At 70.3% G+C, this 26,143-nt stretch carries 25 protein-coding genes and 1 pseudogene; 13 read left to right on the forward strand and 13 right to left on the reverse strand.

Annotation, left to right across the window (positions count from 1 at the left end):
* Window positions 1-151 precede the first annotated feature (151 nt).
* From J4709_RS04480 to J4709_RS04495, 5 genes and pseudogenes are all read right to left on the reverse strand, one after another.
* The gene (locus J4709_RS04480; protein WP_208237235.1) at window positions 152-835 is read right to left on the reverse strand and encodes an alpha/beta fold hydrolase; all 684 of its coding nucleotides are present in this window, start codon (window positions 833-835) and stop codon (window positions 152-154) included.
* Window positions 836-1,476: 641 nt separating this feature from the next.
* Window positions 1,477-1,914 carry an NUDIX domain-containing protein gene (locus tag J4709_RS04485; protein ID WP_208237237.1) on the reverse strand — a complete coding sequence of 146 codons (438 nt, stop codon included), beginning with the start codon at window positions 1,912-1,914 and terminating at the stop codon, window positions 1,477-1,479.
* A 338-nt stretch (window positions 1,915-2,252) separates the two neighbouring features.
* Window positions 2,253-2,732 (reverse strand): recombinase family protein, encoded by a 480-nt coding sequence (locus J4709_RS56080; protein ID WP_208237800.1) that lies wholly within the window; start codon window positions 2,730-2,732, stop codon window positions 2,253-2,255.
* 97 nt (window positions 2,733-2,829) lie between these two features.
* A pseudogene (locus J4709_RS56355) lies at window positions 2,830-2,934 on the reverse strand (zinc finger domain-containing protein); the annotation flags it as partial.
* 141 nt (window positions 2,935-3,075) lie between these two features.
* Window positions 3,076-3,672, reverse strand: coding sequence for a TetR/AcrR family transcriptional regulator (locus tag J4709_RS04495; RefSeq protein WP_208237239.1), 597 nt, complete (start codon window positions 3,670-3,672; stop codon window positions 3,076-3,078).
* A 90-nt stretch (window positions 3,673-3,762) separates the two neighbouring features.
* Here J4709_RS04495 and J4709_RS04500 point away from each other — a divergent pair, with 90 nt between their 5' ends.
* The gene (locus tag J4709_RS04500) at window positions 3,763-4,188 is read left to right on the forward strand and encodes a nuclear transport factor 2 family protein (protein WP_208237241.1); all 426 of its coding nucleotides are present in this window, start codon (window positions 3,763-3,765) and stop codon (window positions 4,186-4,188) included.
* Window positions 4,185-5,033, forward strand: a complete 849-nt coding sequence (locus tag J4709_RS04505) for an NmrA family NAD(P)-binding protein (protein WP_208237243.1) — start codon at window positions 4,185-4,187, stop codon at window positions 5,031-5,033. Before J4709_RS04500 ends, J4709_RS04505 begins: the two co-directional genes overlap by 4 nt.
* Before the next feature lie 443 nt (window positions 5,034-5,476).
* Here J4709_RS04505 and J4709_RS04510 read toward each other — a convergent pair whose 3' ends face one another.
* Both J4709_RS04510 and J4709_RS04515 read right to left on the reverse strand, forming a co-directional pair.
* Window positions 5,477-5,761, reverse strand: coding sequence for a hypothetical protein (locus tag J4709_RS04510; protein ID WP_208237245.1), 285 nt, complete (start codon window positions 5,759-5,761; stop codon window positions 5,477-5,479).
* Between the two features lie 614 nt (window positions 5,762-6,375).
* Window positions 6,376-7,707, reverse strand: coding sequence for a coiled-coil domain-containing protein (locus J4709_RS04515; protein ID WP_208237247.1), 1,332 nt, complete (start codon window positions 7,705-7,707; stop codon window positions 6,376-6,378).
* A gap of 380 nt (window positions 7,708-8,087) precedes the next feature.
* Between J4709_RS04515 and J4709_RS04520 the strand changes: the two genes are divergently transcribed.
* From J4709_RS04520 to J4709_RS52880, 3 genes are all read left to right on the forward strand, one after another.
* The gene (locus tag J4709_RS04520) at window positions 8,088-9,290 is read left to right on the forward strand and encodes a tyrosine-type recombinase/integrase (RefSeq protein ID WP_208237249.1); all 1,203 of its coding nucleotides are present in this window, start codon (window positions 8,088-8,090) and stop codon (window positions 9,288-9,290) included.
* 488 nt (window positions 9,291-9,778) lie between these two features.
* On the forward strand, window positions 9,779-11,383 hold the full coding sequence (locus tag J4709_RS54480) for a DUF4158 domain-containing protein (protein WP_307800957.1): 1,605 nt from the start codon (window positions 9,779-9,781) through the stop codon (window positions 11,381-11,383).
* Between the two features lie 336 nt (window positions 11,384-11,719).
* A complete protein-coding gene (locus tag J4709_RS52880) occupies window positions 11,720-12,913 on the forward strand; it encodes a Tn3 family transposase (protein ID WP_307800958.1) in 1,194 nt (397 codons plus the stop codon).
* Window positions 12,914-13,002: 89 nt separating this feature from the next.
* On the opposite strand, the gene J4709_RS04530 is transcribed toward J4709_RS52880, so the two are convergent.
* Window positions 13,003-13,923, reverse strand: a complete 921-nt coding sequence (locus J4709_RS04530; RefSeq protein WP_208237251.1) for a LysR family transcriptional regulator — start codon at window positions 13,921-13,923, stop codon at window positions 13,003-13,005.
* A 135-nt stretch (window positions 13,924-14,058) separates the two neighbouring features.
* On the opposite strand from J4709_RS04530, the gene J4709_RS04535 reads away from it, so the two are divergent.
* The 5 genes from J4709_RS04535 to J4709_RS04555 all read left to right on the forward strand — a co-directional run bounded on the left by J4709_RS04535 (window position 14,059) and on the right by J4709_RS04555 (window position 19,008).
* Window positions 14,059-14,820, forward strand: coding sequence for an SDR family oxidoreductase (locus tag J4709_RS04535; protein ID WP_208237253.1), 762 nt, complete (start codon window positions 14,059-14,061; stop codon window positions 14,818-14,820).
* A gap of 72 nt (window positions 14,821-14,892) precedes the next feature.
* On the forward strand, window positions 14,893-15,786 hold the full coding sequence (locus J4709_RS04540) for an SDR family NAD(P)-dependent oxidoreductase (RefSeq protein WP_208237255.1): 894 nt from the start codon (window positions 14,893-14,895) through the stop codon (window positions 15,784-15,786).
* Window positions 15,787-15,846: 60 nt separating this feature from the next.
* A complete protein-coding gene (locus J4709_RS04545; RefSeq protein WP_208237257.1) occupies window positions 15,847-16,755 on the forward strand; it encodes an alpha/beta hydrolase in 909 nt (302 codons plus the stop codon).
* Window positions 16,752-17,702 carry an NADP-dependent oxidoreductase gene (locus J4709_RS04550; protein ID WP_208237258.1) on the forward strand — a complete coding sequence of 317 codons (951 nt, stop codon included), beginning with the start codon at window positions 16,752-16,754 and terminating at the stop codon, window positions 17,700-17,702. Before J4709_RS04545 ends, J4709_RS04550 begins: the two co-directional genes overlap by 4 nt.
* Window positions 17,703-18,162: 460 nt before the next feature.
* The gene (locus J4709_RS04555; protein ID WP_307801015.1) at window positions 18,163-19,008 is read left to right on the forward strand and encodes a recombinase family protein; all 846 of its coding nucleotides are present in this window, start codon (window positions 18,163-18,165) and stop codon (window positions 19,006-19,008) included.
* A 91-nt stretch (window positions 19,009-19,099) separates the two neighbouring features.
* Here the strand turns inward: J4709_RS04555 and J4709_RS04560 are convergent, their stop codons facing one another.
* The 4 genes from J4709_RS04560 to J4709_RS04575 form a co-directional block, all read right to left on the reverse strand.
* Window positions 19,100-19,474, reverse strand: coding sequence for a hypothetical protein (locus J4709_RS04560; RefSeq protein ID WP_208237260.1), 375 nt, complete (start codon window positions 19,472-19,474; stop codon window positions 19,100-19,102).
* Window positions 19,475-19,826: 352 nt separating this feature from the next.
* Entirely contained in the window at window positions 19,827-21,395 is a 1,569-nt protein-coding gene (murJ, locus tag J4709_RS04565; RefSeq protein WP_232382999.1) for a murein biosynthesis integral membrane protein MurJ, read from the reverse strand.
* Window positions 21,396-21,412: 17 nt separating this feature from the next.
* Window positions 21,413-21,592 carry a hypothetical protein gene (locus tag J4709_RS04570; RefSeq protein ID WP_208237264.1) on the reverse strand — a complete coding sequence of 60 codons (180 nt, stop codon included), beginning with the start codon at window positions 21,590-21,592 and terminating at the stop codon, window positions 21,413-21,415.
* A gap of 141 nt (window positions 21,593-21,733) precedes the next feature.
* Complete coding sequence (locus J4709_RS04575; protein WP_208237266.1) at window positions 21,734-22,114, reverse strand: YybH family protein; 381 nt, start codon at window positions 22,112-22,114, stop codon at window positions 21,734-21,736.
* A gap of 104 nt (window positions 22,115-22,218) precedes the next feature.
* Here J4709_RS04575 and J4709_RS04580 point away from each other — a divergent pair, with 104 nt between their 5' ends.
* Window positions 22,219-23,094: an AraC family transcriptional regulator gene (locus J4709_RS04580; RefSeq protein WP_208237268.1), complete on the forward strand. Its 876-nt coding sequence runs from the start codon at window positions 22,219-22,221 to the stop codon at window positions 23,092-23,094.
* A 644-nt stretch (window positions 23,095-23,738) separates the two neighbouring features.
* Window positions 23,739-24,002: a hypothetical protein gene (locus J4709_RS04585; RefSeq protein ID WP_208237270.1), complete on the forward strand. Its 264-nt coding sequence runs from the start codon at window positions 23,739-23,741 to the stop codon at window positions 24,000-24,002.
* A gap of 415 nt (window positions 24,003-24,417) precedes the next feature.
* Here J4709_RS04585 and J4709_RS04590 read toward each other — a convergent pair whose 3' ends face one another.
* Window positions 24,418-25,416, reverse strand: coding sequence for a helix-turn-helix transcriptional regulator (locus J4709_RS04590; RefSeq protein ID WP_208237272.1), 999 nt, complete (start codon window positions 25,414-25,416; stop codon window positions 24,418-24,420).
* Between the two features lie 94 nt (window positions 25,417-25,510).
* On the opposite strand from J4709_RS04590, the gene J4709_RS04595 reads away from it, so the two are divergent.
* Entirely contained in the window at window positions 25,511-26,044 is a 534-nt protein-coding gene (locus J4709_RS04595; protein WP_208237273.1) for a VOC family protein, read from the forward strand.
* The last annotated feature ends 99 nt before the right edge of the window (window positions 26,045-26,143 follow it).

Raw genomic sequence — 26,143 nt, forward strand, 5'->3', positions numbered from 1 at the left:
GTCCTATCTGCGCTGGCGGAACGCGAACGCCCACCAGTGCGAAGTTCCTGGAGCCCAGTGCCACGCACGTGCCCGCATCCAGAGCGAGAAGGGCGCCCGCTGGGCCGTTCGCCCGCCGTAGACGGTGGCCTGACAGCCCAACCCAGCGCCGCTAGGAGTTGGCGGCCTTTGCCAGGACGCGGGCGAACTCGCGGGGACGGGTGACCATCGGCCAGTGGCCCGAGTCGAGATCCAGGTACTCGAGGCGGGCAGCGCGGGCGAGCTCCGGACTGTCACCGTCGGCGATCCACTCCTCGGCCTGGGCGGGGGTGAACTCGGGGCAGACGACCACGACGGGGACGTCGAAGCGGCGCTCGTCGGTCAGGTGTACGACTCCCCTGGCGACCGCCTCGGGGACGGGAACCGCGGTGGATGCGAAACGGTCCCGGCTCTGCTGGTCCAGGTCGGCGGCGTCCGCGCCCTCGAAGGGATCCCAGCCCGGGAAGGGCATGACGCCGCCCTCGATCGCGAAGTGATCGGCGTAGGCCCGCCCATCGGGGGCGGGGAAGCCGCCGACCAGGGCGACCTTGGCCACCTTCTCCGGTCGCGCGTCGGCGGCCAGCCAGGCCAGGGTCGATGCCGCGGAGTGCCCTACCACCAGCGGCTTTCCGGGCGCCGCGTCAACCGCCGCAAGTACTGCCTCGAGCTGGTCATCAAGCGTCGCGGAGGCGTCGCCGTCGCCCTGCCCCGGGAGGGCGAGCGGCACGGGGTGGTGGCCGAGCGCGGTGAGTTCGGGCACGACGTCGTCCCAGGCGGATTCGTCGAGCCACAAGCCGGCGATGAGCAGGATGTCCAAGGTGGTTCTCCCGCAGAGGAGTCGGATAAGGCTGCCGGCACGCTACCGGGAGGATCCGTCAGAGTGCGATCTTGGAAACGGCTCGCCCAGCCGAACCCGGCGAACCTGCGAGGTCACAGCGCATCGTGCGCGCCTGCGAGGTGTGAGGCGGTATGGCATCCCTGCCCTCCGCAGCGACTGGACGCGCACGACTCGCCGGGTGCGGGCCCGCCCGCCGGCACGGAACTGACCGCGGAGGCTGGGCTGGACTTGGAACAGGGCGGTTCGGCAGGGCTGGACGTGGCGGCGGACTCGGTCGCGGTGATCGACAGGGGAACGGCGAGCGGCCGAAGAGGCTGCGCGCCAAGCAGCTCAGACGCGAGGGTCCCCCTTGCACAGGAAAGGAGACGCCACCTGGTGAGGCACTTCGGGCGTAGCCGTGGGACGGTGCGGTCAGCATTGCCGCGGTTGGGCTCGCCGGTTCATCAGCAACCAAGCCGCCCATAGGGTCTGGGCACCTCCCGGGCGTCGGCATCCGCCTAGTCCGCGACCTGGGGGCGATGGGGGGCCGCGGCCGTGCCGACCAGGCGGCTCACCGACCGCGAAGCGCCGCTGAGCATTCTGGAAAGCCGCCCATCGAGGCGTTGACCGGCGCCGTCCGGTCAAAGACCGAGGTTGGCCTTGGCGCCCATGTAGGACCCGGCACCGGGGAAACCGGACTGGGCCAGTTCCACGAACTGCTCGGCGAACCCCAGCCCCACCAGGTCCGAGAGCTTCACGAACTTCACGCCGCGGATCGGCTGGGTGTCGGCGCCGTCCCTGATGTCCCCGAGTGTGCCGCCGACGCGGCGGGCCTCGAAGGTGATGTGCACGATGTGCGTGCCGCCGCTGGGCAGATGGTCACAGACGTACAGCAGCCGGCCAACGGTGACGTCGATACCGGTCTCCTCGCGTATCTCCCGGACCAGGGCGTCGGCGAGGGGTTCGCCCTCCTCGACCTTCCCGCCCGGCAGCGACCAGGACCGCCCGGTGTCGGTGTCCTGGTTGAGCAGCAGAATCTCGTCGTCCTCGATCACGACCCCGGTGACGCGAACCTTCACCCGCCGAAACTACCCGGGAGCACAGCCCGATGACCGGCGATCAGCCGACACAGGTCGTGGTGGCGGCGGGCGGGTTGGGGCACTCAACGCACTCCTGCTGAGGGGCCGATCGAGAGCTCTCCCCGTTTCTGGGACCGGGCACATGAGCTATTGGGATCTCTGCCGTGGCACGGCGCTGAGCGACCTCGCGCCCCGCTCCGAACAGGGTGGCATGTCGTGCTCGGCTCATTCCTCGTGGTCTGCTCAAAGTCGAAGAGGTCGCTGGATCTACTCGGTGCCCTGGACGACAGTCCGCTCTCGGTCGGGAACGGCGACCTCATACCGGCCAACATCCATTCTCACAGTGACTCCACGGTCGCAGCGGTACCCGACTTCGGCTTCCTGCCGACCGAGGACGGTCGGGCCTTCGATGGCGCAGTGAGCGCGAGCTTCTTCGAGATATATGGTCCCGGGCGCGCAAGATCTTCGGCGCAGTTCACGCCGTACCGGGCCGCCCGCGCTCGGCGTAGATCCCGGTCAGCGGTCAGGCAAGCATTTCCAGGGCGATGCCGTGCGTGGTGAGGGGATCGGCGAGCGCGGTCAGTTCGGTGGAGTCGCTTCATCTCGTAGACGGTGAGGATGACGCGGCGGTGTGGGGCGTGCGTCTTGATCTGCCGGCATGCCTCCAGGGCGTTCTCGAACTCGGGGCGGACCCGTACGCGGGTGGAGACTTTCTCGGCGAAGATCTTGTCGCGCGGGATGCCGGCCGCGGCCAGGGCATCGCGCTGGGACTGAAGTTCTTGGGTCAGGTGGGAGCAACGGGCCGGGCCGGTGCGGATGTCCGCGCTCGGCGTGTCCGCCGGGGATCGGCGCCGGCGGCGGGGTGCCCGGCCGCCGCGGCTGGCCTGGTCTCCGGTCTAACGGCGTCGGCTCCCGCAACTCATTGGCCAGCCGGGGCACCTTGGTGAATCGGGCGGTGTGGTAGGTGCCGGCGACCGCGCCAGAGCGGGTCCGGCACGGCGAGCCTGGCTTGACGGCGCACCGCGGGCACGGGGGCGCTCGGCCTCATCGGCATCGGGCAGGGCGGCGGTCTCCGGGGCGGGCGCTTCTCAGAATGGACCGTTTGCAAGAAGCCCGTGCCCACCGAGGCGCCTGCCCGACCCTTTGATCAGTCCTTGGCGGTCAACCGTTCTGTAGCGGGCTGGGGCCCAGGACTCTGGTGATGAAGCTCGCCAGTTGCGCCTGCATTCTTTCGCGCGGCACGCACTTTTGACCGGCCAGGTGTTCGACGAGGTCGGCTCGGGTGGCAGCGAGCAGTGCATGGGCGGTGAAGTCGCTCTCGGCCAGGCCGGGAATCTGCTTCAGCATGGCTTGGAGCAGGCTGTGCCATCGCTCGTAATGCTCTGCCTGGTAAGGGCTGGCGCTCCCAGTTTCCTCCAGGGCCAGTGCGAGGCGGCGGTTGTCGAGTTTAAAGCACAGCAGGGCGTCGAGCAGGGCGGGTATGCGCTGAAGCGGTGGGGTGGGGGGTCCTAGCGGCGGCGGACCTGTTTCGACGGCGTCCATGATCGGTTCGAGCCGTGCCTCGTACAGCGCGCGGATCAGCCCGGTGCGGTCGCCGAAGGCGCGGAAGAGCGTTCCTTTTCCGACGCCGGCCGCTGCCGCGACGTCGGCCATGGTGACGTCCTCGGTGCTCTCACAGCGAGCGAAGAGGGCGTCGGCGGCCGCGAGGACGGCCCTCCGGTTACGGACGGCGTCCTTGCGAGGCTTGCGCTCGGGCACGCGGACTCCTCCATTTGCGATGCGGACCCCGGGTCCGTATCGTGAAAGTTCCGGACCCAGAGTCCGGATTTTACGAGATGGAGGATACCCGTGTCCGCACACACCTCTCCAGCGGATCTGTACCGCAACAGCCTCCGACTGCTGCTGGACAAGAACATCCCCGCCTGGGTCGGCCTGTGGGCCGAGGACGGCATCATGGAGTTCCCCTTCGCCCCCCAGGGCTGGCCCGAGCGGTTGGAGGGCAAGGAGGCCATCGCCGCCTACATGCGCGACTACCCCGACCACATCGACCTGCACGACTTTCCTGACCTGCGGATCCACCAGACCACCGACCCGGAGACCGTCGTGGTCGAGATGCGCGGTGTCGGCCGCCTGGTGGAGACCGGCAGCCCCTTCGACATGACCTACATCGCCGTCGTAACCGTTCAGGACGGGCTCATCACCACCTACCGCGACTACTGGAACCCCCTCGTCGTCCTAGAATCCGGCACCGACTTCACTGGGAGCGCCCGATGACCGCCACAGGCACCACATTGGTCATCGGCGCCACCGGCACTACCGGCAGGCGCACCGCCGCGCAACTGACAGCCGCCGGCCACCGCGTCAAGGCGGCCAGCCGTCAGGCCACGCCGCTCCCCGGCGCGGAGCCGGTCCGCTTCGACTGGTACGACCCCGCCACCCACAGCGCTGCCCTCGACGGAGTCGACCGCGTCTATCTCATACCGCCCCTGGGCGAGTCCGACCCGGCGGCGGTCATGCTGCCGTTCCTCCATCGGGCCCGCACCGCCGGCGTGCACCGCGCGGTACTCCTCAGCTCTTCGGCCATCCCCGAGGACGGCCCGGCGGTGGGGGCGGTGCACCGGGCCCTGCCCGGCCTGTTCGAGCAGTGGGCGGTGCTGCGGCCCTCCTGGTTCATGCAGAATTTCACCGGCACGCACGGGCATGCCCTCAGCCTTCGTGAAGACGGCACTCTCTGGACCGCGGCCGGGAGCGGCCGGGTCGGTTTCGTCGACGCCGAGGACATCGCGGCCGTCGCCGTCCACGCACTGACCGACGAGCACGCTCCCAACACCGATCTCGTCCTCACCGGGCCGGAAGCGCTGAGCTACGACGACGTCGCCGTGATCATCACCGAGGTCACCGGCCGGCCCGTGGTCCACCGCCATCTGTCCTACGAGCAAATGCGCGACCGCCTCGCGGCGCTTATGCCGCCGACGTTCGCCGCGATGCTGGCCGGCATGGACCGCGCCATCGCCGAGGGCTCCGAAGACCGCACCACCGACACCGTCCTGCGCATCACAGGTCGCCCCCCGCGAACCTTCCGCGCCCTCCTTGAAAAAGAGATGCCATGGAGTAGTTGATATTCCCAGGCGATCAGCGGTTCTGGTGTCGAGACTCTGCGCAATCTCGGCTTGGCCGTCTTACGGCGGCTCGGACGTCGGTGAAGTCATCTCCACCGCCGCCCGCGTCACCTCCGGCGACTACGACAGCTGGCACGATGCCTGGCTTTCCACTGCCGAACGCCTGGAGACCGAGGCCCGCGCAAGCCACCTCATCAGCGCACGCGACGGACTCCTCCGCGCTTCCACCTACTACCGGGCAGCTGAGTTCTTTCTGCACAGCGACCCCGACGCGCCCGCAGCGGGTCCATCCGCACGCTCCCAACAGAGCACCCGGCGACCACCCGCATCCGAACCGCTAGTGGCGATATCCCGCGCCTCCACGGCTCGCTAACGCCACTGACAGTTCGGTTGCTGCTCAAGCTCCTAGGCCTGGAGGGGCTTTGTCGCTCGTGTTCCGCCGCCTACTGGTTGTTGCGGACCCAGATGTACTTCGAGCAGCCTTCCTTGGTGCACGCGTACAAGCGGATCCCGCTTCCCTTGCCCCCGTAGGCGTTCACAGACTGGTCTTCGTAGAAGTTGTAGTTCCAGGTCGCCCAGCTAAGAGGCCGGAAGCTGGAGTGAGAACCTTTTCGGTAGTACTTCCACGCTCCGGAGCGGGTTCGCAGGTAGTTGCTCCACTTCATCGACGTCGGGTTGCCGGTCGTGTAGCCCCCGTCGTACAGCGAGATCTTGTCTCCGTGCTTCACGAAGCACGCGGTCGCGTAGCTGTACTTCGCGCACTCCGTTGCTGGCAGCGGCCGTCACGCTGTGCGCCTGACTATTGACCGCCGCCTGCGAAGGCGCTAGCGGGATCATCAGTGTCGCTCCTGCGACCACCGTGCTTGCCGCCGCTACAGCGATCCGGGTACCTGCGCGCATGATCTGCCCAACTTTCCATGTCGACTGGCGCCCCCATGGGGGCGCATCTCGCGGTCAGCATGGACAGCCGCCAGCACGAGCAGAAGGCCTTTTCCATCACAGTGAAACCCTTGCAACAGACCCGACACTCGGGTCCGTGTCACCGACCCCAAGGTAGCTCTGTGTGACGATGGTGAATTTCGTGTTCTCACAAATGACCGGTTTTGCGAGCACGCACCGTCACCACCATCGCACAGAGGTACATTTCCTCCGGTCGGCTCTTGGCCCACATCACCCGCCCCGATCCAGGCCTTGACGAGGCCCTCTCTACGAACCTTCCGAGCACCCTGCAGCTTCCGCGGTTCTCTCTGACCGTCCGCCTGCGAGAAGAGTTCCTTGCCCCCGGCCGAGAGGAGGAACGCCGACGGTACGGGCCAAGTGCTGGGCAGCCGCCAGGGTCTCCTCAGCTTGTGCTGGGAGGAGGCGCGTAGAAGTCGTTCGGCACACGGTCGTGGTGGCTGCTCTGGGCGTCGGCATCGGCCGGGCGGTCGGGCGGCGGGGAGGCTTCGGCGCGCGCGGCGCGTTCGCGTTGCGTGGCGGCTTCGGCGCGGGCGGCCGCCAGGTCGGTTTCGAGCCGGTCGCAGAGCGCCTGACGGGAGGCGATCGCACTCTGCGCAGCCGCCAGTTCCTGCGCGGCCTGCCTGGCCGCTTGGTCGGCGCTGGCCTGGAGGGCTTGCTGTCGACGCTCCACGGCTTCGGCGCGGGCGGTGGCCTCGCGTCCCTGTCGTATCGCCTCATCGCGTGCCAGCTCGGCGGCCTCGGCCCTGGTCTGCTGGGCGCGGGCTTCGCCATGAGCGGTGGCCAGTGCCTCCCGTGCGGTCGCTAGCGCTGCCGTGCTGTCGGCCAGCTCGTTCTGGAGTGTCTGCAGTCGGTCGGCCTGCGCGCGGACGGCGGCCTCGAACCGGACGCGTTCCTGCTCGTGGGCGTTGCGCGTGTCGCGGAGTTCGGCGGCCTTGGCGTCGCGGGCGGCCTCGGCGGCGGCCTGAGCCTGACGGGCGGAGTCGCGGGCGCTCTGATGCGCGGCGATGGCCTCGGTGGTGTCGGCGCGGACCTGTGCCAGGTCCGCGCGGTCGCGGGCCGCTGCCTGCTCGGCGGCCCGCTGAGCGGTGCGGGCGGCCTCGGCGTCGGCGACCGCATCTTTGCGGGCCTTGTCGGCAGCCAGTGCGCGGGCGTCGGCGTCGGCTTCGGCCTGTGTGGCTGCGGTCGCCTCGGCTTCGGCCCGTTGCACCCGGGCCAGGGCTCCCTCCTGGGCCTTGTTGAGGAAGTCCTTCAGCTCGGTCAACTGGTCCTGCAAGGCGCTGATGGCCGCAGGCACCCGCTGGGCGAGCGCCTCGGCCTGGTGGAGCGGTTCGTCGACCGAGGCGGCGTCGGCGGCACGCCGGTCTCGGCTGGCCTGGTCGGCGTGGGCCTTGCTGCAGTACTTGGGGGGCCGGCCGCGGCCGCGCGCGGGTAGCGGTTCGGAGCAGCCGGCCAGGGCGCACTCCCCCGCCGTTGTAGGCGCCTGGGTGGCTGATTCGCCCTTGGCTTCCGCGCTGCGCTCAGCGTCCTCCGAGGCGGGGTCGGCCGCACCCTCCGCCAGGTCGCCGCGCTGCGCCGGTGATCCCCTCACGGCGGAGGAGCCCGCCGGAGCGGGCACGGACGGTGTGGCACCCGGCACCCCGGGGAGCTCGCCGGGAGGTTCGGTGGCCGCCGTGGTGGTCGCAGGCTCGTCGGTGGCCTCGTTCGCGCTGCTCACCGGCTCACCATAGCTCCATTTTCACTGCACGGCGCGCTTAATTGTTAACGCGACACGCGCAACGCGTAATCTCAAGAGCCTTGAGGCTCCGGGATAATGACGGTTATCCTGGTGTGCATGATCATCAGGGGCGGCCGACGCGCGATCGGCGTCGCGCGCGACGTGAGCCGAGCATGCGGCGATGCGGGGTGCGGACAGGTGGCGTCCGGGCGGGGTGCTGTGCGTGCTTCAGCGCGGCGCTCGGTGCAGATTCCGACGGTGACTCAATGCGCCAGAACTGCAGGTAGCGGCGCTGTTGCACCGAGTGCCGTAACGCCGCTTGCGAAGGGCGCGGGCGCATGACCATCCAACCGCGGCCCTCGTCGGCTCCGGATGCCCCGTTGGAAGCCACGGCGCTGCTGCCCGCAGAGGCGGTTGCGGCGGCCCGGTCGCCGGCTTCGGAGACTGCAGCGGAAGCGGCGACGACGGGGACGGGTGCGGCGGCCGATCCGATCGGGCAGGCCGTCGCGCTGCTGCCCGCGCTGCCGCCTGACGACACGGGCGACCGGTACGGCCTGCGGTTGCTGACCGCCGCCTGGCTGCGCGGCCAGGACAGCGAAGCCACCCGCCGCGGCTACTACCGCGACCTGGCCGGCTGGCTCGACTACTGCGCACGCACCGCGCTGGAACCGTGCTCGGCGCGCCGCGCCGATATCGACGACTGGTCGGCGTCCATGACCGTCAACGTCGGCGGCAACTCGCGCCCGCCCAGCGCCGCGACCCGGGCGCGGCGCCTCGCCGCCGTCTCCTCCTGGTACACCTACCTGCAGTCCAACGATGTCACCGACCGCAACCCGACGCTGCTGGTGAAGCGGCCGACCAGCGCGCAGATCACCGCGTCCGCGCGCAAGGCGCCCACCCTCAGCGTCACCGAGACCGCGCGGTTGCTCGACACCGCAGAGGGCCGCGCCATCGAGTTGGACACCGAAGCGGCCTGGCGTGACGCGGCCGTAATCACCCTGCTGTTCTACACCGCGCTGCGCGTCTCGGCGTTCACCGGCGCGGACCTGACCGACCTGGACACCGAGGCCGGTTACCGGGTGCTGTGGCACAGCGTTAAGGGCAAGGGACCTGATGGCCGCGACTATGTCCGTCTCGACGGCGAGCTCTGCCGCGTCCTGGACGCCTACCTCTCAGTCCGCGCCCGTCGCCACCCGGACCGCGTCACGCCGCCCGGACCACTTCTGGTGACCACCCCGCACCCCTACGACCGGACCAAACCCGGCGACAAACGCCTCACCCAGCGCGACGTCACCAACATCCTTCGCCGGCAGGCCGAACTCGCCGGGCTCCCCGCCGCGTCTCGGCTCAGCCCGCACAGCGGCCGCCGCACCGTCATCACCACCCTGCTCGGCAATGACGTCCCGCTCGCCAAAGTGCAGGATCTGGCCGGGCACGCCGACCCCCGCACCACCCGCGGCTACGACGACACCAACCACAAACTCGCTTCCTCCCCCGTCACCGACCTCACCCGAATCCTCGCCGGCCACCGCACCGCCACCCCAGCCAGAGCCAAGCAAGATGGCCAGGCGGCGGACCAATGACTGCTGCCGTCAGGGTGCGTCTTGGGCGAGCGATGTAGATGCCACCGTCTCCGGCTTGGCAGTCCGCGCAGCGCGCGAGCAGGCGGGGATTCCGGCGAGGCGAACACAGGCGCCGAAACCCGTCCCTGCTGACCATTGTCAGCATCGCCGGCGGCCTACAGACTCCGCCCGGCGACCTGGTGGGCGCCGCGGTCAGGTCCACTGCGCCGGACGTGCCCTTCGCCGACCTTGGCGTGCGGATGCAGTAGTCGTCTCCGGGGCGCGCCGGGAGCACCGTGCGCCCGTCGAGGTTGTCCACGTCGGCGGATGCACAGTGCTCCTCACCACTGAGCTCGGCGTTCCCGGGGTTGAGGTACGGCCTCGGGGAACATCGGTACAGCGGTTATCGGTGAGAACGATCATGATCGTCTAGCACAGTGATCCACTTTGCCGCTGGGGTTCGGTGAAACGCCTCCGGGCCCAGCCCGGGGCTGGCTACGGTCCGGCTCGTGCCGGTGGAATTTCTGAGCGATGAGCAGGCCGAGGCGTACGGGACGTTCGCCGAGGAGCCGACGCGGCCCGAGCTGGAGCGATTCTTCTTCCTGGATGACGTGGATCGGGACCTGATCGCCCTGCGGCGGACGGAGCATCACCGGCTCGGTTTCGCGCTCCAGATGTGCACGGTTCGGTACGTCGGTCTGTTCCTGGAGGACCCGCTCGCTGTGCCGTGGCCGGTGGTCGAGCACCTGGCCGTGCAGATCGGCATCGAGGACCCGTCGGTGGTCAAGCGGTACACGGAGCGGCGTCAGACGCTGTACGACCACGCGTGGGAGATTCGGGACGCCTACGGCTACCACCCCTACGAGGACGCCGAGTGGGGCCGGCGGTTCCGTACGTTCCTGCACGGGCGGGCGTGGACGCACGCCGAGGGCCCGAAGGCGCTGTTCGACCACGCGGTGGGCTGGCTGCGCAGTCACCGGGTCCTGCTGCCCGGGGTGTCGGTGCTGGCCCGGCAGGTGGCGGAGGCGCGGACGGTCGCGGAGAAGCGGCTGCACGCCACGGTCGCGGGCGCCGCCCGCCGCGCGGACCCGGCGCTGCCCGGGGATCTGGTGGCGACGCTGAAGACGCCGGAGGGCTCGCGGTTCTCGGAGCTGGAGCGGCTGCGCCGGCCGCCGACGCGGACGACGGGCACGGCGTTCGCCCGAGCGCTGGAGAGGGTGGACGAGATCGGCGCGTACCGGCTTGGACGGCTGAGGCTGTCACAGATCCCGCCGAACCGGATGGCGGCGCTGGCCCGGTACGCGCTGGGGTCGAAGGCGCCGCTGCTGGAGCGGGCGGCGGAGCCCAAGCGCACGGCGATGCTCACCGCGGTGATGCGGCACTTGGAGGCGAAGGCGATCGATGAGGCCCTGGACCTGTTCCAGGTCCTGATGGCCACCCGGCTGCTGAACACGGCGAAGCGCAAGACGGAGAAGGAGCGGCTATCGACGCTGCCGCAGCTGGAGAAGGCGTCGCGGGTGCTCGCGCGAGCGGCGAAGGTGCTGTTCGAGGAGCTGGAACTGGTCGAGGAGCAGAAGACGGACCTTGACGTGGCCGCGCTCTGGGCAGCCGTGGAGGAAGTCGCCCCGCGCGCCGCCGTGATGACCGCGGCGGCCACCGTGGTGACCCTGGTGCCCGAGGACGAGAACTCGGCCGAGGTCGCCATGCGGGCCGCGCTCGCGAACCGGTACGCCACGGTGCGCCCGTTCCTCGCGTTGCTGGGCGAGTCGAAGGCGCTGGACGCGGCGAGCGCCGGGAAACGCGTCCTGGCCGGGGTCCGGGGCCTTCCGGCGCTGGCCCGGCGGAAGGTGGGGGTCAAGCCGCTGCTGCCGCGCGAGGTGGACGACAAGCTCGTGCCGCCGGCGTGGCGCAAGGCGGTGTACGCCAACCCGGGTCTGCCGCAGGGCGCGGTGGACCGGGACGCGTACGTGGTGTGCGTACTGGAGCAGCTGCACCGTGCCCTCAACAACCGCGACGTGTTCGCCGCCCCGTCGCACCGCTGGTCCAACCGCGGGCCCGCCTGCTGGACGGGCCCGACTGGGACGCGGTCGAGGAGGACGTCCTGGCGGCCCTGAGCCTGGACATGCCCGTCCAGGAGCACCTGGCGGAGCTGGTGCGGGGCTTGGACGCCAGGTGGAAGCAGCTCGCCGAACGGCTGGAGGAGGCGGGGCCGGCGGCGAAGGTTTCCATTGAGGTGCAGGACGACGGGTGGGTGAAGCTGAACGTCGACAAGCTCGGTGCGCTCGGCGAGCCGAAGTCCCTGACCTGGCTGCGCAAGCGGGTCGAGAAGATGCTCCCGAAGATCGACCTGCCGGACCTCTTGTTCGAGGTGAACGCCTGGACCGGGTTCCTCGACGCCTTCGTTCACCTCGGCGACGGCACGACCCGGATGAAGGACCTGCCCCATCTCGGTGGTCGCGCTGCTGGTGTCGGAAGCGTGCAACATCGGCCTGGCCCCGGTGGTCAACCCCGGCTACGAGGCGCTGACCCGGGCCCGGCTCGTGCACGTCGACCAGTACTACCTGCGCGCCGACACCATCGCCGTCGCGAACGCAGCTCTCATCGCCGCCCAGGCCGACATCCCGATCGTGCGCTACTGGGGCGACGGGCTGCTGGCCTCCGTAGACGGGGCTGCGCTTCCAGGTGCCGGTGCGCACCATCAACGCCGCCCCGTCGCCGAAGTACTTCGCTTCAAGCGGGGCATCACCTGGCTCAACGCCGTCAACGACCAGGTCGCGGGCATCGGGCAGATGGTCGTGCCCGGCACCCCGCGCGACTCCCTGCACATCCTGGACGCCCTGCTGAACCTCGACGGCGGGGTCAAGCCGGAGATGGTGGCAACCGACAACGCCTCGTACTCCGACATGGTGTTCGGCCTGTTCAAGATCCTCGGCTACAACTTCAGCCCGCGGTTCCGCGACCTGGACGACCAGCGGTTCTGGCGGGCCGCCATGCCCGGCGTCGAGACGGGCACCTACGGCGCAGTGGAGAACCTGGCCCGCAACCGCGTGAACCTGAACAAGGTGATCACGCACTGGCCGGACATGCTGAAGGTCGCGGGTTCCCTGGTCACCAATCAGGTCCGCGCCTACGACCTGCTGCGGATGTTCGGCCGTGACGGCCGGCCTACCCCGCTCGGGGCGGCATTCGCCGAGTACGGGCGGATCGCCAAGACCGAGCACCTGTTGCGCGTGGTCGACCCGGTCGACGACACCTACCGGCGGCAGATGAACCGGCAGCTCACCGTGCAGGAGTCCCGCCACAAGCTGGCGAGGGACGTGTGCCACGGCAAGCGCGGCACGATTCACCAGGCGTACCGCGACGGCATGGAGGACCAGCTCGGCGCGCTCGGCCTGGTCCTCAACGCCATCGTGCTCTGGACAACCCGCTACATCGACGCCGCCGTCGCCCAGCTGAAAGCCGAGGGCCACGAGATCCGGGACGAGGACATCGCCCGGCTCTCCCCGCTCAAGCACCGCAACCTGAACCTGCTCGGCCGCTACAGCTTCACCGCCTCGACCCCGGCCGCCGGCGCCCTGCGCCCGCTGCGCGACCCAGACGCGCCGGAGCTGGACGAGGACCAGGACGAGTCGGCGGCCGACTGAAGCCGAGGCGTCAGCAGGTGGGCACCAGCGCGGCGTCGTACTGCTCGACGGCCCAAGGCAGCACCACACAGGGGAGCAGGAACCAGTCGCTAGTGCTGGGTCGGCTCCGGCAGTTCGGAGGCGATGGCGCGGATGGCATTCCGCAGCCAGCGCTGCGCCGGGTCGCCGTCGAGCCGGGGGTGCCAGGCCATCTGGTAGCCCAGTGGCCGGATTTCCTCGGGAGCGGGCAGGATGCGGATGCCGGGGTCCGGGTGTTGCTCTGCGAGCAGCCGCGCGGGCAGTGTGAGGATCAGCCGGGTGCCCGGGACCGAGCGCAGGGCCAGGGAATGGTAAGGGACGGTCAGTCCGGCCCGGCGGTGCTCTCCGAGGTCTTCCAGGCGTTGCTCGATCGCGGTCTGGCGCTCGCCGATGGTGCCGACGATGACATGGGTGGCGTCCAGGTACTCCTCCAGGGTGATCGCCGGACGTTCGGCGAGCGGGTGGTCGGCGGAGAGCACGCAGACGAACCGGTCGTCGAGGAGATGTTCGGTGTGCAGGGTGGGGAGTGGCGTTGATCTGGCGAAGAACACCAGGTCGACGACCCCCCGGTCGAGGTCCTCGTAGATGGCGTCGTGCCAGGTGCGGAAGTGCAGGGTTGAGCGCGGTGACTCCCGGAACACACGCTGGAAGATCGCGGGCGCGAACACCTGGGTGAAGTCGGTGCCCGCGACCCGGAAGGTCTCGGCGGCCTCGGCGGGGTCGAACTCCTCCGGGGCGAACAGGCTCTCCAGCCGCGGCAGGACTGCCCGCAGCTGACGCTGGACGCGCTCGGCCCGCGGGGTGAGCCGGTACCCGCCCGGCGTGCGCACCAGCAGCTCGTCGCCGAGGGTGTCCCGCAGCCGCTGCAGGGCCCGGCTCATCGCCGGCTGGCTCATTCCGGCGACTTCGGCGGCGCGCGAGACATGCCGCTCCTCCAGCAGCGCGGCCAGCGGAGCCAGCAGATTGAGGTCGACCCGTTCAATATGCACCATACGAATAATTTACATCCAAAGGATGCATTGGACAAATATTCGCAGGCGGTGGAGGGTTGATCCCGTCGCCGGGCGAATCGCCTGCGAACTCGCACAGTGCCAGGCGTCCGCCCGGACGCCGGATCAGGAGCAGTGATGAACAACGCGGTATCGCAGAACGGATCCAGCCGGCCCAGGGTGGCCGTGGTGACCGGCGGCTCGGGCGGTATCGGCGGCGCGGTTGCGCGCCGGCTGGCCGCGGACGGCATGGCCGTCGTCGTCCACTACGCAGGCCGCGTGGCGAAGGCCGAGGCGATCGTCGAGTCGGTCACCGCAGCCGGCGGCACGGCGGTGGCCCTGCCCGGCGACGTCGCCGAGCCGACGGAGATGACCAGGCTCTTCGACGCGGTGGAGGAACGTTTCGGGGGCGTCGACGTGGTCGTCAACACCGCAGGGATCATGCTGCTGGCCCCGCTCGCCGAGATGGAGCTGGAAGCCTTCGACCGTATGCACCGGGTCAATGTCCGCGGGACCTTCGTGGTCTCCCAGCTCGCGGCCCGCAGGCTGCGCCCCGGCGGCGCGCTGATCAACTTCTCCACCTCGGTGACCCGGCTCCAGCAGCCCGACTACGGCGGCTACGCGGCAACCAAGGGCGCGGTCGAGGCCATGACCCTGATCCTGGCACGCGAGCTACGCGGCCAGGATGTCACCGTCAACGCGGTGGCCCCCGGGCCGACCGCGACACCGCTGTTCGTCGAGGGCAAGAGCGAGGAGCTGATCGCCCGGATCGCCGCCGCCGCACCCCTGGAGCGGCTCGGCACCCCCGAGGACATCGCCGAGGGCGTCTCCTTCCTGGCCGGCCCCGCCGGCCGCTGGATCAACGGCCAGGTGCTGTTCAGCAACGGCGGCATCGCCTGATCCTCTCCACCACGTCCGCCTCTCTTCTCCCTCTCCGTTCCTCCCCTTCACTCCTCCGATAGGAGACCCACCATGTCGACTGTGCTCATCACGGGTGCCGCCACCGGTATCGGCAACCTGACCGCGCGAGCCCTGGCCCGGGCCGGTCACCGCGTCCATGCCTCGATGCGCGCCCCCGCAACCCGCAACGCCGCCCCCGCCGAGGAACTGCACCGCCTGGCCGAGGCCGAGCGGCTCGACCTGAACGTGATCGAACTCGACGTCGCCTCGCAGGAGTCCGCCGACCGCGCGGTGGCGGCCGTGCTCGACGATGCGGGGGCGCTCGACGTCGTCATCCACAATGCCGGGCACCTGGTCACCGGCTACGTCGAGGCGTTCACCGCCGAGGAGATCGCCCACCTGGTCGACGTCAACACCCTCGGCGCCCAACGGCTCAACCGCGCCGCGCTGCCACACCTGCGCGGGCAGGGCAGCGGCACCCTCCTCTACGTGGGCAGCACCATCCCGGTGACCACACCGCCGTTCCTCGGTCCGTACGTGGTCTCGAAGGCGGCGATGGACTCGCTGGCCCTGGTGACCTCCTACGAGGTGGCCCCGCTCGGCATCGAGACGGTGATCGTCATGCCGGGAGCCTTCACCCAGGGCACCGACCACTTCCCCAAAGCGGGACGGCCCATGGACGCCACCGGTGTCACCGCCGGCTACCGGGCACTGGACCCGCTGGTCGCTCGCAATGAGCAGGCCACGGAAAGTCTGTTCACCCCGGGCACGCAGGCAGACCCCTCGGCCGTCGCCGAGGAGATCACCAGGATCCTGTCCCTGCCCTTCGGCGCGCGCCCCTTCCGCAGCGTGGTGGACCTGACCAACTCCCTGGTCGAACAGGCCAACTCCGCCGTGCTGGAGGCGCGCGCGGACTTCGTGCGGCGCATGGGCTTCGAGGAGGTCCTGCACGTCGCCCAGGTGTAGGCCGCCCCGCACCCGTTCCGTAACCGACCACATCACCTCACCTCGCAAGGAAACGACGACATGACCCGCAGTCAGCTGGACTCGGTCTCCGACCTCTTGTTGAATTCGCCGCTGGACCTGGGCGGCGACGTGGCGAAGATGCGCCGCGTCTTCGACGAGATACTTGGCGCCGCGCCGGTGCCCGGCGACGTCCGCACCCGGACCACCGACCTGGGCGGGGTACCCGCCGTCGAGGTGCGTGCCGGCGACGCAGTGCCGACTGCCTCCACCGTGCTGTACTTCCACGGCGGCGCCTATGCGATCGGCTCCGCCGCCGCCAGCGTCGGCCTGGTCTCTGAGATCGCCCGGCGCACCGCGGCCACCGCGCTGTCCGTCGACTACCGGCTCGCCCCCGAACATCCCTTCCCGGCCGCGGTGGACGACGCGCTGGCCGCCTACCGGGCGCTGCTCGACCGAGGCGTCCCGGCCAGCTCGATCGCGGTGACCGGCGAATCGGCCGGCGGCGGCCTCGCCCTCGCTCTGCTGCTGGCGATCCGGGACGCGGGGCTGCCGCAGCCGTCGTCCGCGACCGTCCTGTCCCCATGGACGGACCTCACCCAGTCCGGCGGCACCATGATCACCCGGGCCGACGCGGATCCGGCGCTCACCCGCCGGGCCCTTCAGACCAGGGCCGCCGACTACCTCGCCGGGGCGGATCCACGCACCCCGCTGGCCAGCCCGCTGCACGCCGATCTGCGCGGACTGCCGCCGCTGCTGATCCAGGCCGGCGGCCGGGAGATCCTGCTCGACGACGCCCTGCGGCTGGCCGCCCGGGCCGCCCACGCCGACGTCCCGGTCACCCTGCGGACCTTCCCCGGAGCGCCGCACGTCTTCCAGGGCTTCGCCCCGCTCGTCGACGAGGCGGCGCAGGCCCTCGACCAGGTCGCCGCCTTCATCAACAGCCATATCCAGCCGGAGGGACGCCCGTGAAAGCCGTACGTTTCCACCGCTACGGAGACATCGACGTGCTCGGCGTCGAGGACGTCGAACCGCGTCCGCTGGGCCCACGCGACGTGCTGGTACAGGTGCGGGCCACCGGGATCAACCCGGGCGAGGCCAAGATCCGTACCGGGGCCCTGCACGAGCGGTTCCCCTCCGGACAGGGCAGCGACCTCGCCGGAACCGTCGCCGCGACCGGGGCCGCAGTGACCGGCTGGGCGCCCGGGGACCCGGTTCTCGGCTGGTCCTGGGAGCGGTCCAGCCACGCCGAGTACGTCGTCGTCCCGCACGACCAGCTCGTCCGCAAGCCCGACGGGCTCCCCTGGACCGCCGCAGGCGCCCTCTACGTCGCGGGCAGTACCGCCTGGGCAGCGGTCACCGCTGTCGATGCGAGGGCCGGCGAGACGGTCATGGTCAGCGGGGCCACCGGCGGGGTCGGCACCATCGCCGTCCAACTCCTGCGCCTGCGCAGGGCGCACGTGGTCGCGATCGCCTCCCCGCGGCACCGGGACTGGCTGGAGTCCCAGGGCGCCACCCTCGTCCACTACGGGAGTGAAGTCACCGAACGCCTCCGCCGGGCGATCGAGGACGACGGGGCCGGCACGGCGCACGCCTTCCTCGACTTCCACGGCGGCGGCTACCCGCGGATCGCGCTCTCCCTGGGGGTGCCGCCGCGCAGGGTCAACACGCTCGACTACGGCGTCGCCGCCGCGCTCGGCGCCCGGGCACAGGGCAGTGCCGAGGGCACCAGCCGGGCGGTGCTGACCGAGTTGGCCGAACTGACGGCGGCCGGCCGGATCGAGGTGCCGATCAGTCGGACCCACCCGCTGGGAGAGGTCCGGGCGGCCTTCACCCACCTGGAACACGACCACCCTCTGGGCAAGGTCGTCCTCCTCCCCAACGCCGTCCCCAACAGCATCGAGAGCAACGACGCTTGAAGTGAGACCGAGTGACGCTGACTCAGGCGGGGGCGGAGCCCTCAATGAACGACCAGTACCTTCTCCGCAGCGGCTCCGGCGAGCAACCCCCAGCATCAGGCAGCCCCGCGGCGGTATCGGGGGCCGAGTAGGAGCGGACCAGGAAACCGGTATTGCCGTCAGAAGTTTTGACAGGCCGTGATCCGAGCCGTCAGGTCGTCCTCCCCGGCTTCCCGTCTGTCGTCAAACGATCGTTTGACGACAGGGAGGCGGCGCGTCCAATGAACCCGGGAAATCTGGGGGTTCGAGGCGGCGCGAATCCAATCAGATCCGATGGTGATTGCTGACGGGGTTTGACGACAGGTAGGGTCCGATCCTCCGTACGGAAGGGGCCCCTTCGGTGGCGAACCTGGTCTACAAGCGGGTCTCGACGGACCAGCAGTCGACCGCCCGGTAGGACCTCGTCCTGGCCGAGGCCGGGATCGAGGACCCGGTCGTCTTCGAGGAGGAGCCGGGTACCTCCAGCCGTCTCCACCCGCTCCAGCGCCCGAAGTTCGGCGAGCTGCTGACGTACGCGCGGCCGGGTGACACCGTGCACATCTCCGAGATGTTCCGCCTCGTGCGCGGCAACCAGCACATCCTCGACGTGCTCGACGTCCTGCACCGCGACCGCCTCGCGCTGCGCATCCACGACGGCGCGTTCTCCGCGATGGACCTCACCGCCCGCCACCCGCGCACCGGCGAGCTGCTGTCCACCGTGAAGTTCATGGTGCAGACCCTCGCCGCCGCCGGCGAACTCCAGCGCGACCTCCAACGCGAGCTGACCTACGACGGACTGCGCGCCGCCGAGGCCAAGGGCAGCAAGGGCGGACGCCGACCCGCCGTCGCAGCCGCGCAGACCGCCGACGTACGCACCGCGTACCTGGAGGGCCGGTCCATCGCCGCCCTCGCGCGCGACCACGGCGTCAGCCGCGGCGCGATCCGCACCGCCGTCGCCGATCTCCTGCCCGAGCACACGGCTGGCGACCCGGGCGTCCCGGCCCCGGAGCTGCCGGTCGTCCTCGACATGCCCGGCAAGGTCGCCGACTACCTCCGCACCACCGAGCTGGAGCCCGCCGAGCGGGCGGCGCTCGACCAGGGCGTGACCGTACGGCGCGGCCAGGGCTACACCCTGCGCGTCGGCGCCGTCCCCGCCGTGCACCGAGGGCTCCTCGCCCGCTGCCAGCCGCTCGACGGCGTCCAGGGCGCCCCCGCCGTTCCGGCCCAGCGCAAGGCCCGCCGCGAGTACGAGAACCGGGTCAGTGCCCTCATCCCGACCGGACCATGATCCGGGTCAGCGGCTACCGCTAATTTCCGTTCGGATACTCCCCGAGGGCCGTCATGCGGATCTGCACCCGCGTCAGCGCTTCGCCTGACGCTCACACAGCGCGCAGTCGCCGAGTCTCGGTTACGGCCGTCTCCTCGACCTCGACCACATCGGCGCTCGCGGCCGTCTGCCCGGCGGCGCCCGCGGGCACCTCTTCGCGTTCGGCCTTGCGGTCGTCCAGATGGCTCTTGAGCTTCATGCCCGCGTACACCAGCCCACCGCCCACCGTCGCCGACACCGCGGCGACGCCCGCGACAACACCGGTCGCGGAGCGCAGGCCCGCGTGACCGACGATTTTGTTGCCGGTCCCGCGCAGCAGGGCTCGGAGCACGCCGGGAGTGCTCGATTCGGACAGCGCCGTCCAGTCCGGGTGCTCGACCACTTTCAGGGTGTAGCGCACACCGTCTTTGACCCAGCTCATGTCCATAGCGTCACTGTACGGACGCTCCCCCGCCTCGCGGGGCGGAACCGGGTGTTCTTCGCCGCCGTGGGAGGCGACCGGGGTGTGCGCTCGGCGGCAGCCAGGTCCTCCCCCGCAGTCCCGGCCCAGCGCAAGGCCCGTCCCGAGTACGAGAACCGCGTCAGCACCCTCATGCCCTGACCAAGATCGTTCTCACCGATAACCGCTGTACCGATGTTCCCCGAGGCCGAGGTACCTACGGACAGCCGTTGGCGCTGAGAATGATCTTGGATCAGTATCCGGTTGGAACGTTCGCTTTGTCTGGACGACGACGTCCCGCTCGTCGGTCGAGCACGGGCGTAGCCCACCCAGACGGAGGTCAAGTGGGCCGGATCATCGATGTGAGCTCTTTGAGCTCGCCGAGTCCCAGCAGGTGCGCGGTGAGAGCGTAGAGGCCGGCTCCGATTGCTGTAGCCGCGCTGATGATGGTGAGTGCGCCGGTCGGTCCTGTGCCGAAGGCGGGGCTGAGTGCCTGGGTGATGAGGGCTGCGCCGGTGGCGGCGATGGCGGCGGCGGCCAGTGTCCGGGTGTGGGTGTTCAGGAGCCGGTGCCCGTCGACGCGGCCGAGCCGGCCGCGCAGCAGCTGCGCGGTGACGGCCAGGCCGAGGGCGTAGGCGAGGGCGGTGCAGCCGGCCAGGGCGATCACCAGGTCCGGACCGTCCACGAGGTGGGCAACGATGAGGCTGGCCGCGATGGTGGTGGCGGACACGGCAGTGCTGACCAGGGCGGGAGTGCGCGTGTCTCCCAGGGCGTAGAAGACGCGCAGCATGATCTGGTACCCGGCGAACGGGACCAGGGCCAGGCCGTAGGCGGCCAGGACCGATCCGGTGAGGTGGGCCGCGGCCGGTGCGGCGTTGCCGTGGTCGAACAGCACGCCGGTCAGCAGCGGGCCGAGCACGATCAGGGCCGCGGCGACGGGGGCCATGGCCACGCTGGTCAGGCGAAGGCTCCGGGACAGATCGGCGGTGATCCGGGCGAGGTCGCGGTCGGCGGCCGCCCGGCTCATCCGCGGCAGCACGCCGGTGATGACGGTGACCGCGATGACGGCGTACGGCAGCTGGAACAGGGTGTAGGCGTTGGAGTAGATGGCGACGGCGCCTTGCCCGGCCTGGGAGGCCAGACGGGTGCTGACGATGAACACCGCCTGCGAGGCCGCCACCGAGGCGATCGTCCAACCCGCCATGACGGCGATCGCCCGGACACCGATACCGCGCGGGTCAGCGTGCAAGCGCAGCCGGAACCCGGCCCGCCGGCCGGCCACGGCCAGCACCGCCATCTGCGCGGCGACACCGCCGCTGGTGCCGATCGACAGCAGCAGCATCTGACCCGTGGTGAGCGCCTCCAGATGCCCTGTGCCGCCGATCAACAGGAAGACCAGGGCGGTCGCGGTGACGATGAGGTTGTTGGCGACCGGGGCCCACATCGGTGCGACGAAACGCGAGCGCGCGTTCAACACGGCGGCCAGGGTGGCACTCACCCCGTAGAAGAGGATCTGGGGCATGAAGAACCGGGTGAACACGATCGCCAGCTGCCGCTCGGGCGGGGTGAACCCGGGAACGTACACCTGCACGATGAGCGGGGCGGCGATGACGGTCACGATGACCACCACGCCCAGGCCGTAGACCACCAGGGACAGCAGCCGCTGCGCGAACAGGTCGCCATCGACGCTGTCGTCTGCGGCGGTGCGCACCAGCAGCGGCACGACCACGCTGGCCACCGCCCCGCCCATCACCAGCTCGTAGATCGTGTTCGGGGTGACGTTGGCCGCGGTGTAGGCATCCAGCAGCCGCGTGCCCAGCCCGAGCGCGGCGACTAGGACCATCGTGCGGACGAACCCGGTGACTCTCGACACCATGGTGGCGATCGCCATCGCCCGCCCGGTCTGCATCAAGGGTGCCTCTGCCGTCACAAGGACGCTCCCGACGGGATGGTGCCGGAGAAGCCCCGGTCGATGTAGATCAGATCCTGTGGGGCACCGAGAGCGGGGAGTTGCTCGGTCAGGACGACGACGTCCTGCTCGTCGGTGGAGCAGCGGGCGTGGCCGACCCGGACAGCGCCAGGAGCCGGGGCGTTCGCGGTGTTCACGCCCTTCAGTGTTCCGGATAAGGCCCCATCACCGGGACAGTTCGCGGAACAGCTATACGGAACACCCCGGCCTGGGGCACCGCCGGGGCTGGGCTGTGTTCCGGTGGGGATCCCCTTACGGAACGTTGCCGCCGCGGCTGCTCAGGCAGTCCCGAGCGGGTTGAGGATGGCGAGCTTCCAGCCCTCGGCTGCGTCGGCTCGGGTGACGACGTTAGTCGTGGTGCCGGTCATCGCGGGCGCTCCCGGAACGTTCGTCAACTCGAGCGTCCAGTCGATGAGCAGCAGCGCTACGTCGTCGCTGGTGAGGACGAGGCGGGGGGTGTTGTGCAGACGGGCGCCGGCGTTGATCATCCCGGCGAGATTGTCCCGGATGGCCTGCGGGTCGGTCAGGACCTCACCCTGCGGCGTCCGGCTCACCGCGTCCGTGGCGAGCAGTGAGAGCAGGCCCTCGAGGTCGCCGTCGTTCAGCCGCCTGTCGAACGCGCTTGACATGTCGATTGCGGTGTCGATCACGGTGCTCATGTGCTGCGGAACCTCTCGTTGTGGGGCAGGGCGGCGCGTATCGCCGCACGTCCACGCTAGGTTGAGGGCTGCAGAGGGAGAAGATGGGAAGTAGACGCCGACATATGGAAAAGAGACTGGGTTTTGGCGTCTGGCAGGTGCCGTACGCCCCGGCGACCAACGCGCAGCTGCCGGTGGAGCTGCTGTCCTTCGCCGAGCTCCGCGCGATGGACCCTTCGGGGCGGCGCCGGCGGCCACAGCGGCCCTCCTTCCATGTCGTCGCCGTCGTGGACCAGGGACACGGGAGTCACCGGGCCGACTTCGTCGACCATCGGCTCGAGCCGCGAACCGTCGTGCACCTGCGCCCTGGAGTGGTCCACCAGTGGAGCGACGTCGACAGCGTCGACGGACTGCTCGTCCTGTTCACCCCGGCCGCCATTGACGCCGAGCCTCACGCCGGAGACTGGTACAGCACGCGCCGGCTCAGGGAGGACGAATGGGCCCTGCTGAGCGCTGCGGCGGCGCATCTGCAGGCCGAGTACGCCAGCGCCTGCACGCCTTCGACATCAAGAAAGGGACGCGCCATCCTCAGGCACGCCCTCAGCGCGTTCGTCCTCCGAGCCGACGTCGGTGATGTTCCCGCTACCGCCGGTGAGAAGCACCAGGTGTTCCGCGCCTACAGGGGCGCCGTCGAGGAGCACTTCCAGCATTGGCGTCACGTGACCGACTACGCCACCGCGATCGGCTACAGCCCCAAGACGATTTCCCGAGCCACAATGGCGGCCGCGGGGGTCAACGCCAAGCGCTTCCTCGACCAGCGCGTCATCATCGAGGCGAAGAGGATCCTCGCGCATACCGACGTCACCGTCGGCGAGTGCTCCGCCATCCTCGGGTTCAGCCAGGCCGCCAACTTCACCACGTTCTTCACAGCGCACACCGGCCTCGCACCTCGCCACTGGCGGGAGCGGGAGCGGCAAACAATCACGCCTTCCTCACCGTGACGACCGCGTGGATGCACGACCCCTCCCGGGGAAACAGGCACGAGTCCGGGGCCCAGTCGGACCGCTGCCGCCGGTCGACGGAATGCAACGGCCGACGACGCCATGGTCATCATCATCATCGCCGTCGTGCTGCGTTCGGTTGCCCGCCGCGCCGGCGCTGATGCCGTCACCCGGCATTGGCCCGGCAGCCCCGCCAGCCTCACCGTGCCGGCTGGCTCACCCAGCCTCACCGGTCGGCCGGGGCCGGGTTGGCACGCAGCGGCCGGCCCCTCGACCCGCCGATCAGTCCAAGAACCTCGCCTCAACGCCTACCGCTAATTCCTGCACCCAGCCTCCTCGCGGGCCACCATTGCCGGAGACCCTCCGGCGGATCTGGGCGCGACCCGAGCTCGCCCTGCCGCTGTTGATCGTGACCGGGGTCGGCCTGTTCGGGTCCAACTTCGAAGTGATCCTCGCGCTGTTCACCTCGCGGGTGTTCCATCGCGGGGCCGAGACCTACGGCCTGCTGGCCGCCGCCATCGCACTCGGCGCGGTACTCGCGGCGGTGGTGCTGGCGGGCCGTCCGTCCACCTCGCTCGTCCGGATCGCCGGGGCCGCGCTCGCGCTCGGGGCCCGTCGAGGCCATCGCGGCCGCCCAGCTGCGCGTGGAAGCCGCCCTGCGCGGCCGGTCGGTGGCCGTGTTCATGCCCGCCCAAAACGGCAGCCTCGCCGCCGGCGCCGCACTGCTGGGCTGGGCCGGGCAGCAGGTCGGTCCGCGCCGGTCGGCGACGCTGGGCGGTGCGGCGTCCTGCGCCGTGACCATCACCGCGATCGCGGCGATGACCGCGGCCGGACGGCTGCGCCCCACGCTCACCAGCGGACGCCTCGCGCTGGAGACCCCACCACCAAGGAGTCCTGAATGTCCATGACACCACCAGCCTTCAGCCCGGATGAGATCCGTGTCGAGCCGGGGACAGCGACCACGCTCGCCATGGACGAGCGCTGACCCCGACAGCCGCCTGCGCGGCATCTGCCATTTGCTCCGCGGCTGAGCCGAGATGGCCGTAGGCGATGCGCGCAGCGTCGTCCCGCCGGCCCTCCACAACTGCTGCGCAGAGCCGCGCCACCTGCTCCATCAACCCGTGTACTCCGCCGCGACGATCCGTGCACATTCCCCGGGGCAGTGGCCGGCAGGCTGACCTGGGTGCTGCCGGGAATCTGCGCGGTGACGTACCGGCCGATCTCAAGGGGCGCGATGTCGTCCCGGCTGGACCCGTCCGGTGCAGGACACCGGCGCTCTGCCGCGGCCGACACGGCCCAGAGACTCGGTGGGGAACAGTGTGCTCACGGTGCCTCCTTGTTGGGCTCTTGGTCCGAGAGGGGTTCATCTCTTGGCGCGGTGTTACGGGTGTGCTCATGGATGCGGGCGAGGTGGTCGAGCAGGGCCGGCGGGCTGTGGACCTCGAAGGGGCAGTCGAGGGACAGGAGGCGGAGCGCGAGCCATTCGACGGTGTCGTAGGCGCTGCGCCATCGTGTCCGGTCGCCTTCGGGGGTGAGTGTGCCGTCGCCGAGGTGGTCCTGGAGCCGGATTATCGTTCTGGCGAGGGTGAGGTGGAGGGTCACGTCGGCGCGGTGGACCGGCGCCATGGCCAGGGTGGCCCGCGCGAGGTGGGTTTGCAGGTCTTCCTCGGACAGCTGCCGGGAGGTGCGGGCGCCCGTGCCGCGCGGAGTCTGGATGCGATCGGCTCGGAAGGTGCGCCAGGCGTGGCGGTCGATGTCGAAGGCGAACAGGTACCAGTGGTGGCGCGCGCTGACCAGCCGCTGCGGTTCGACGTGCCGGGTGGTCATCTCGCCTTCTCGGTCCCGGTAGCGCATCCGCAGCCGTTCCCCGCCCGCGACGGCGGTGGCGAGAGCGGTGAGGACGTCGGGGTCGGCGGTGCGGCCGGGAGGCATCCAGCCCGAAATCGAGCCGCCCAGGGCGCGGACGCGGTGGCGCAGGCGGGTGGGCAGCGCATTGCTCAGCTTTGCCAGGGCCCGGATCCCGGCCTCTTCCAGTTCGGGCAGCCCTTGCACGGCGACGGTGCGCAGGCCCAGCGCGACGGCGACCGCTTCGTCGTCCTCCAGCAGCAGTGGCGGCAGTGCCGAGCCCGCGATGAGCCGGTAGCCGCCGTGCGCGCCGAGGTCGGCCTCGACCGGATAGCCCATCTCGCGGAGCCGCTCGACGTCCCGCCGCACCGTGCGATGGGTGACGCCGAGCCGCTCGGCCAGTTCGCTCCCTGGCCAGGTGCGCGGCGTCTGCAGAAGTGAGAGCAGCGAGAGCAACCGCGAAGTGGGCCCGGACATAAGGCAGAGGATGCACGCCATCTAGGACCGAAACAAGCCTAGATCCCGCCTAGGTTCGTCTTCGACAGCCGAACAACCAGGGAACGGGATCGTGATGTCCGAGCAGATCAGCGCCGCCCCCGAGGGCTACACCAGCGTCGCGCCGTGGGTCGTCACCGACGACACCGGAGCCTTCCTCGACTACGTCTCCCAGGCATTCGACGGCACCGAACTCGGCCGGGTGTCCACCGAGGACGGGCTGATCGGCCACGGCGAGATCCGCGTGGGCGACACCGTCGTTCTCGCCTTCGACCGGCGCCCGGACTGGCCCGTCATGCCGAGCCTCCTGCGCGTGTTCGTGCACGACGCCGACGCGGCGTTCGCCCGCGCCGTCGAGGCGGGCGGCACCGTCGTCACCCCTGTCGCCTCCGACGCCTTCGGCCAGCGGGGCGGCCGGATCAAGGACCCCTTCGGCAACATCTGGTGGGTGGTCTCCCACATCGAGGACGTCCCCGAACAAGAGATGTGGAAGCGCCTGCAAGAGCCCGTCTACGCGGCGGGCATGCGCGTCGCCCAGGAGACATTGGACGCCGAACTCAGCGGCGGCGTCCGCGGCCGGAGCAGCGCACCGGTCCGGCTACCGGGCTGACGGGGATCGCCGAGGCCGCTCGACGCCCTCGCGGGCCGGCCACGCAACCCCTGCGCTCGCACGCTTCGAGCTCTCAACGCGACCGGCTGTTCGGAAGCA

It is taken from the genome of Actinomadura violacea (genome assembly GCF_017573465.1).
Taxonomy (GTDB): domain Bacteria; phylum Actinomycetota; class Actinomycetes; order Streptosporangiales; family Streptosporangiaceae; genus Spirillospora; species Spirillospora violacea.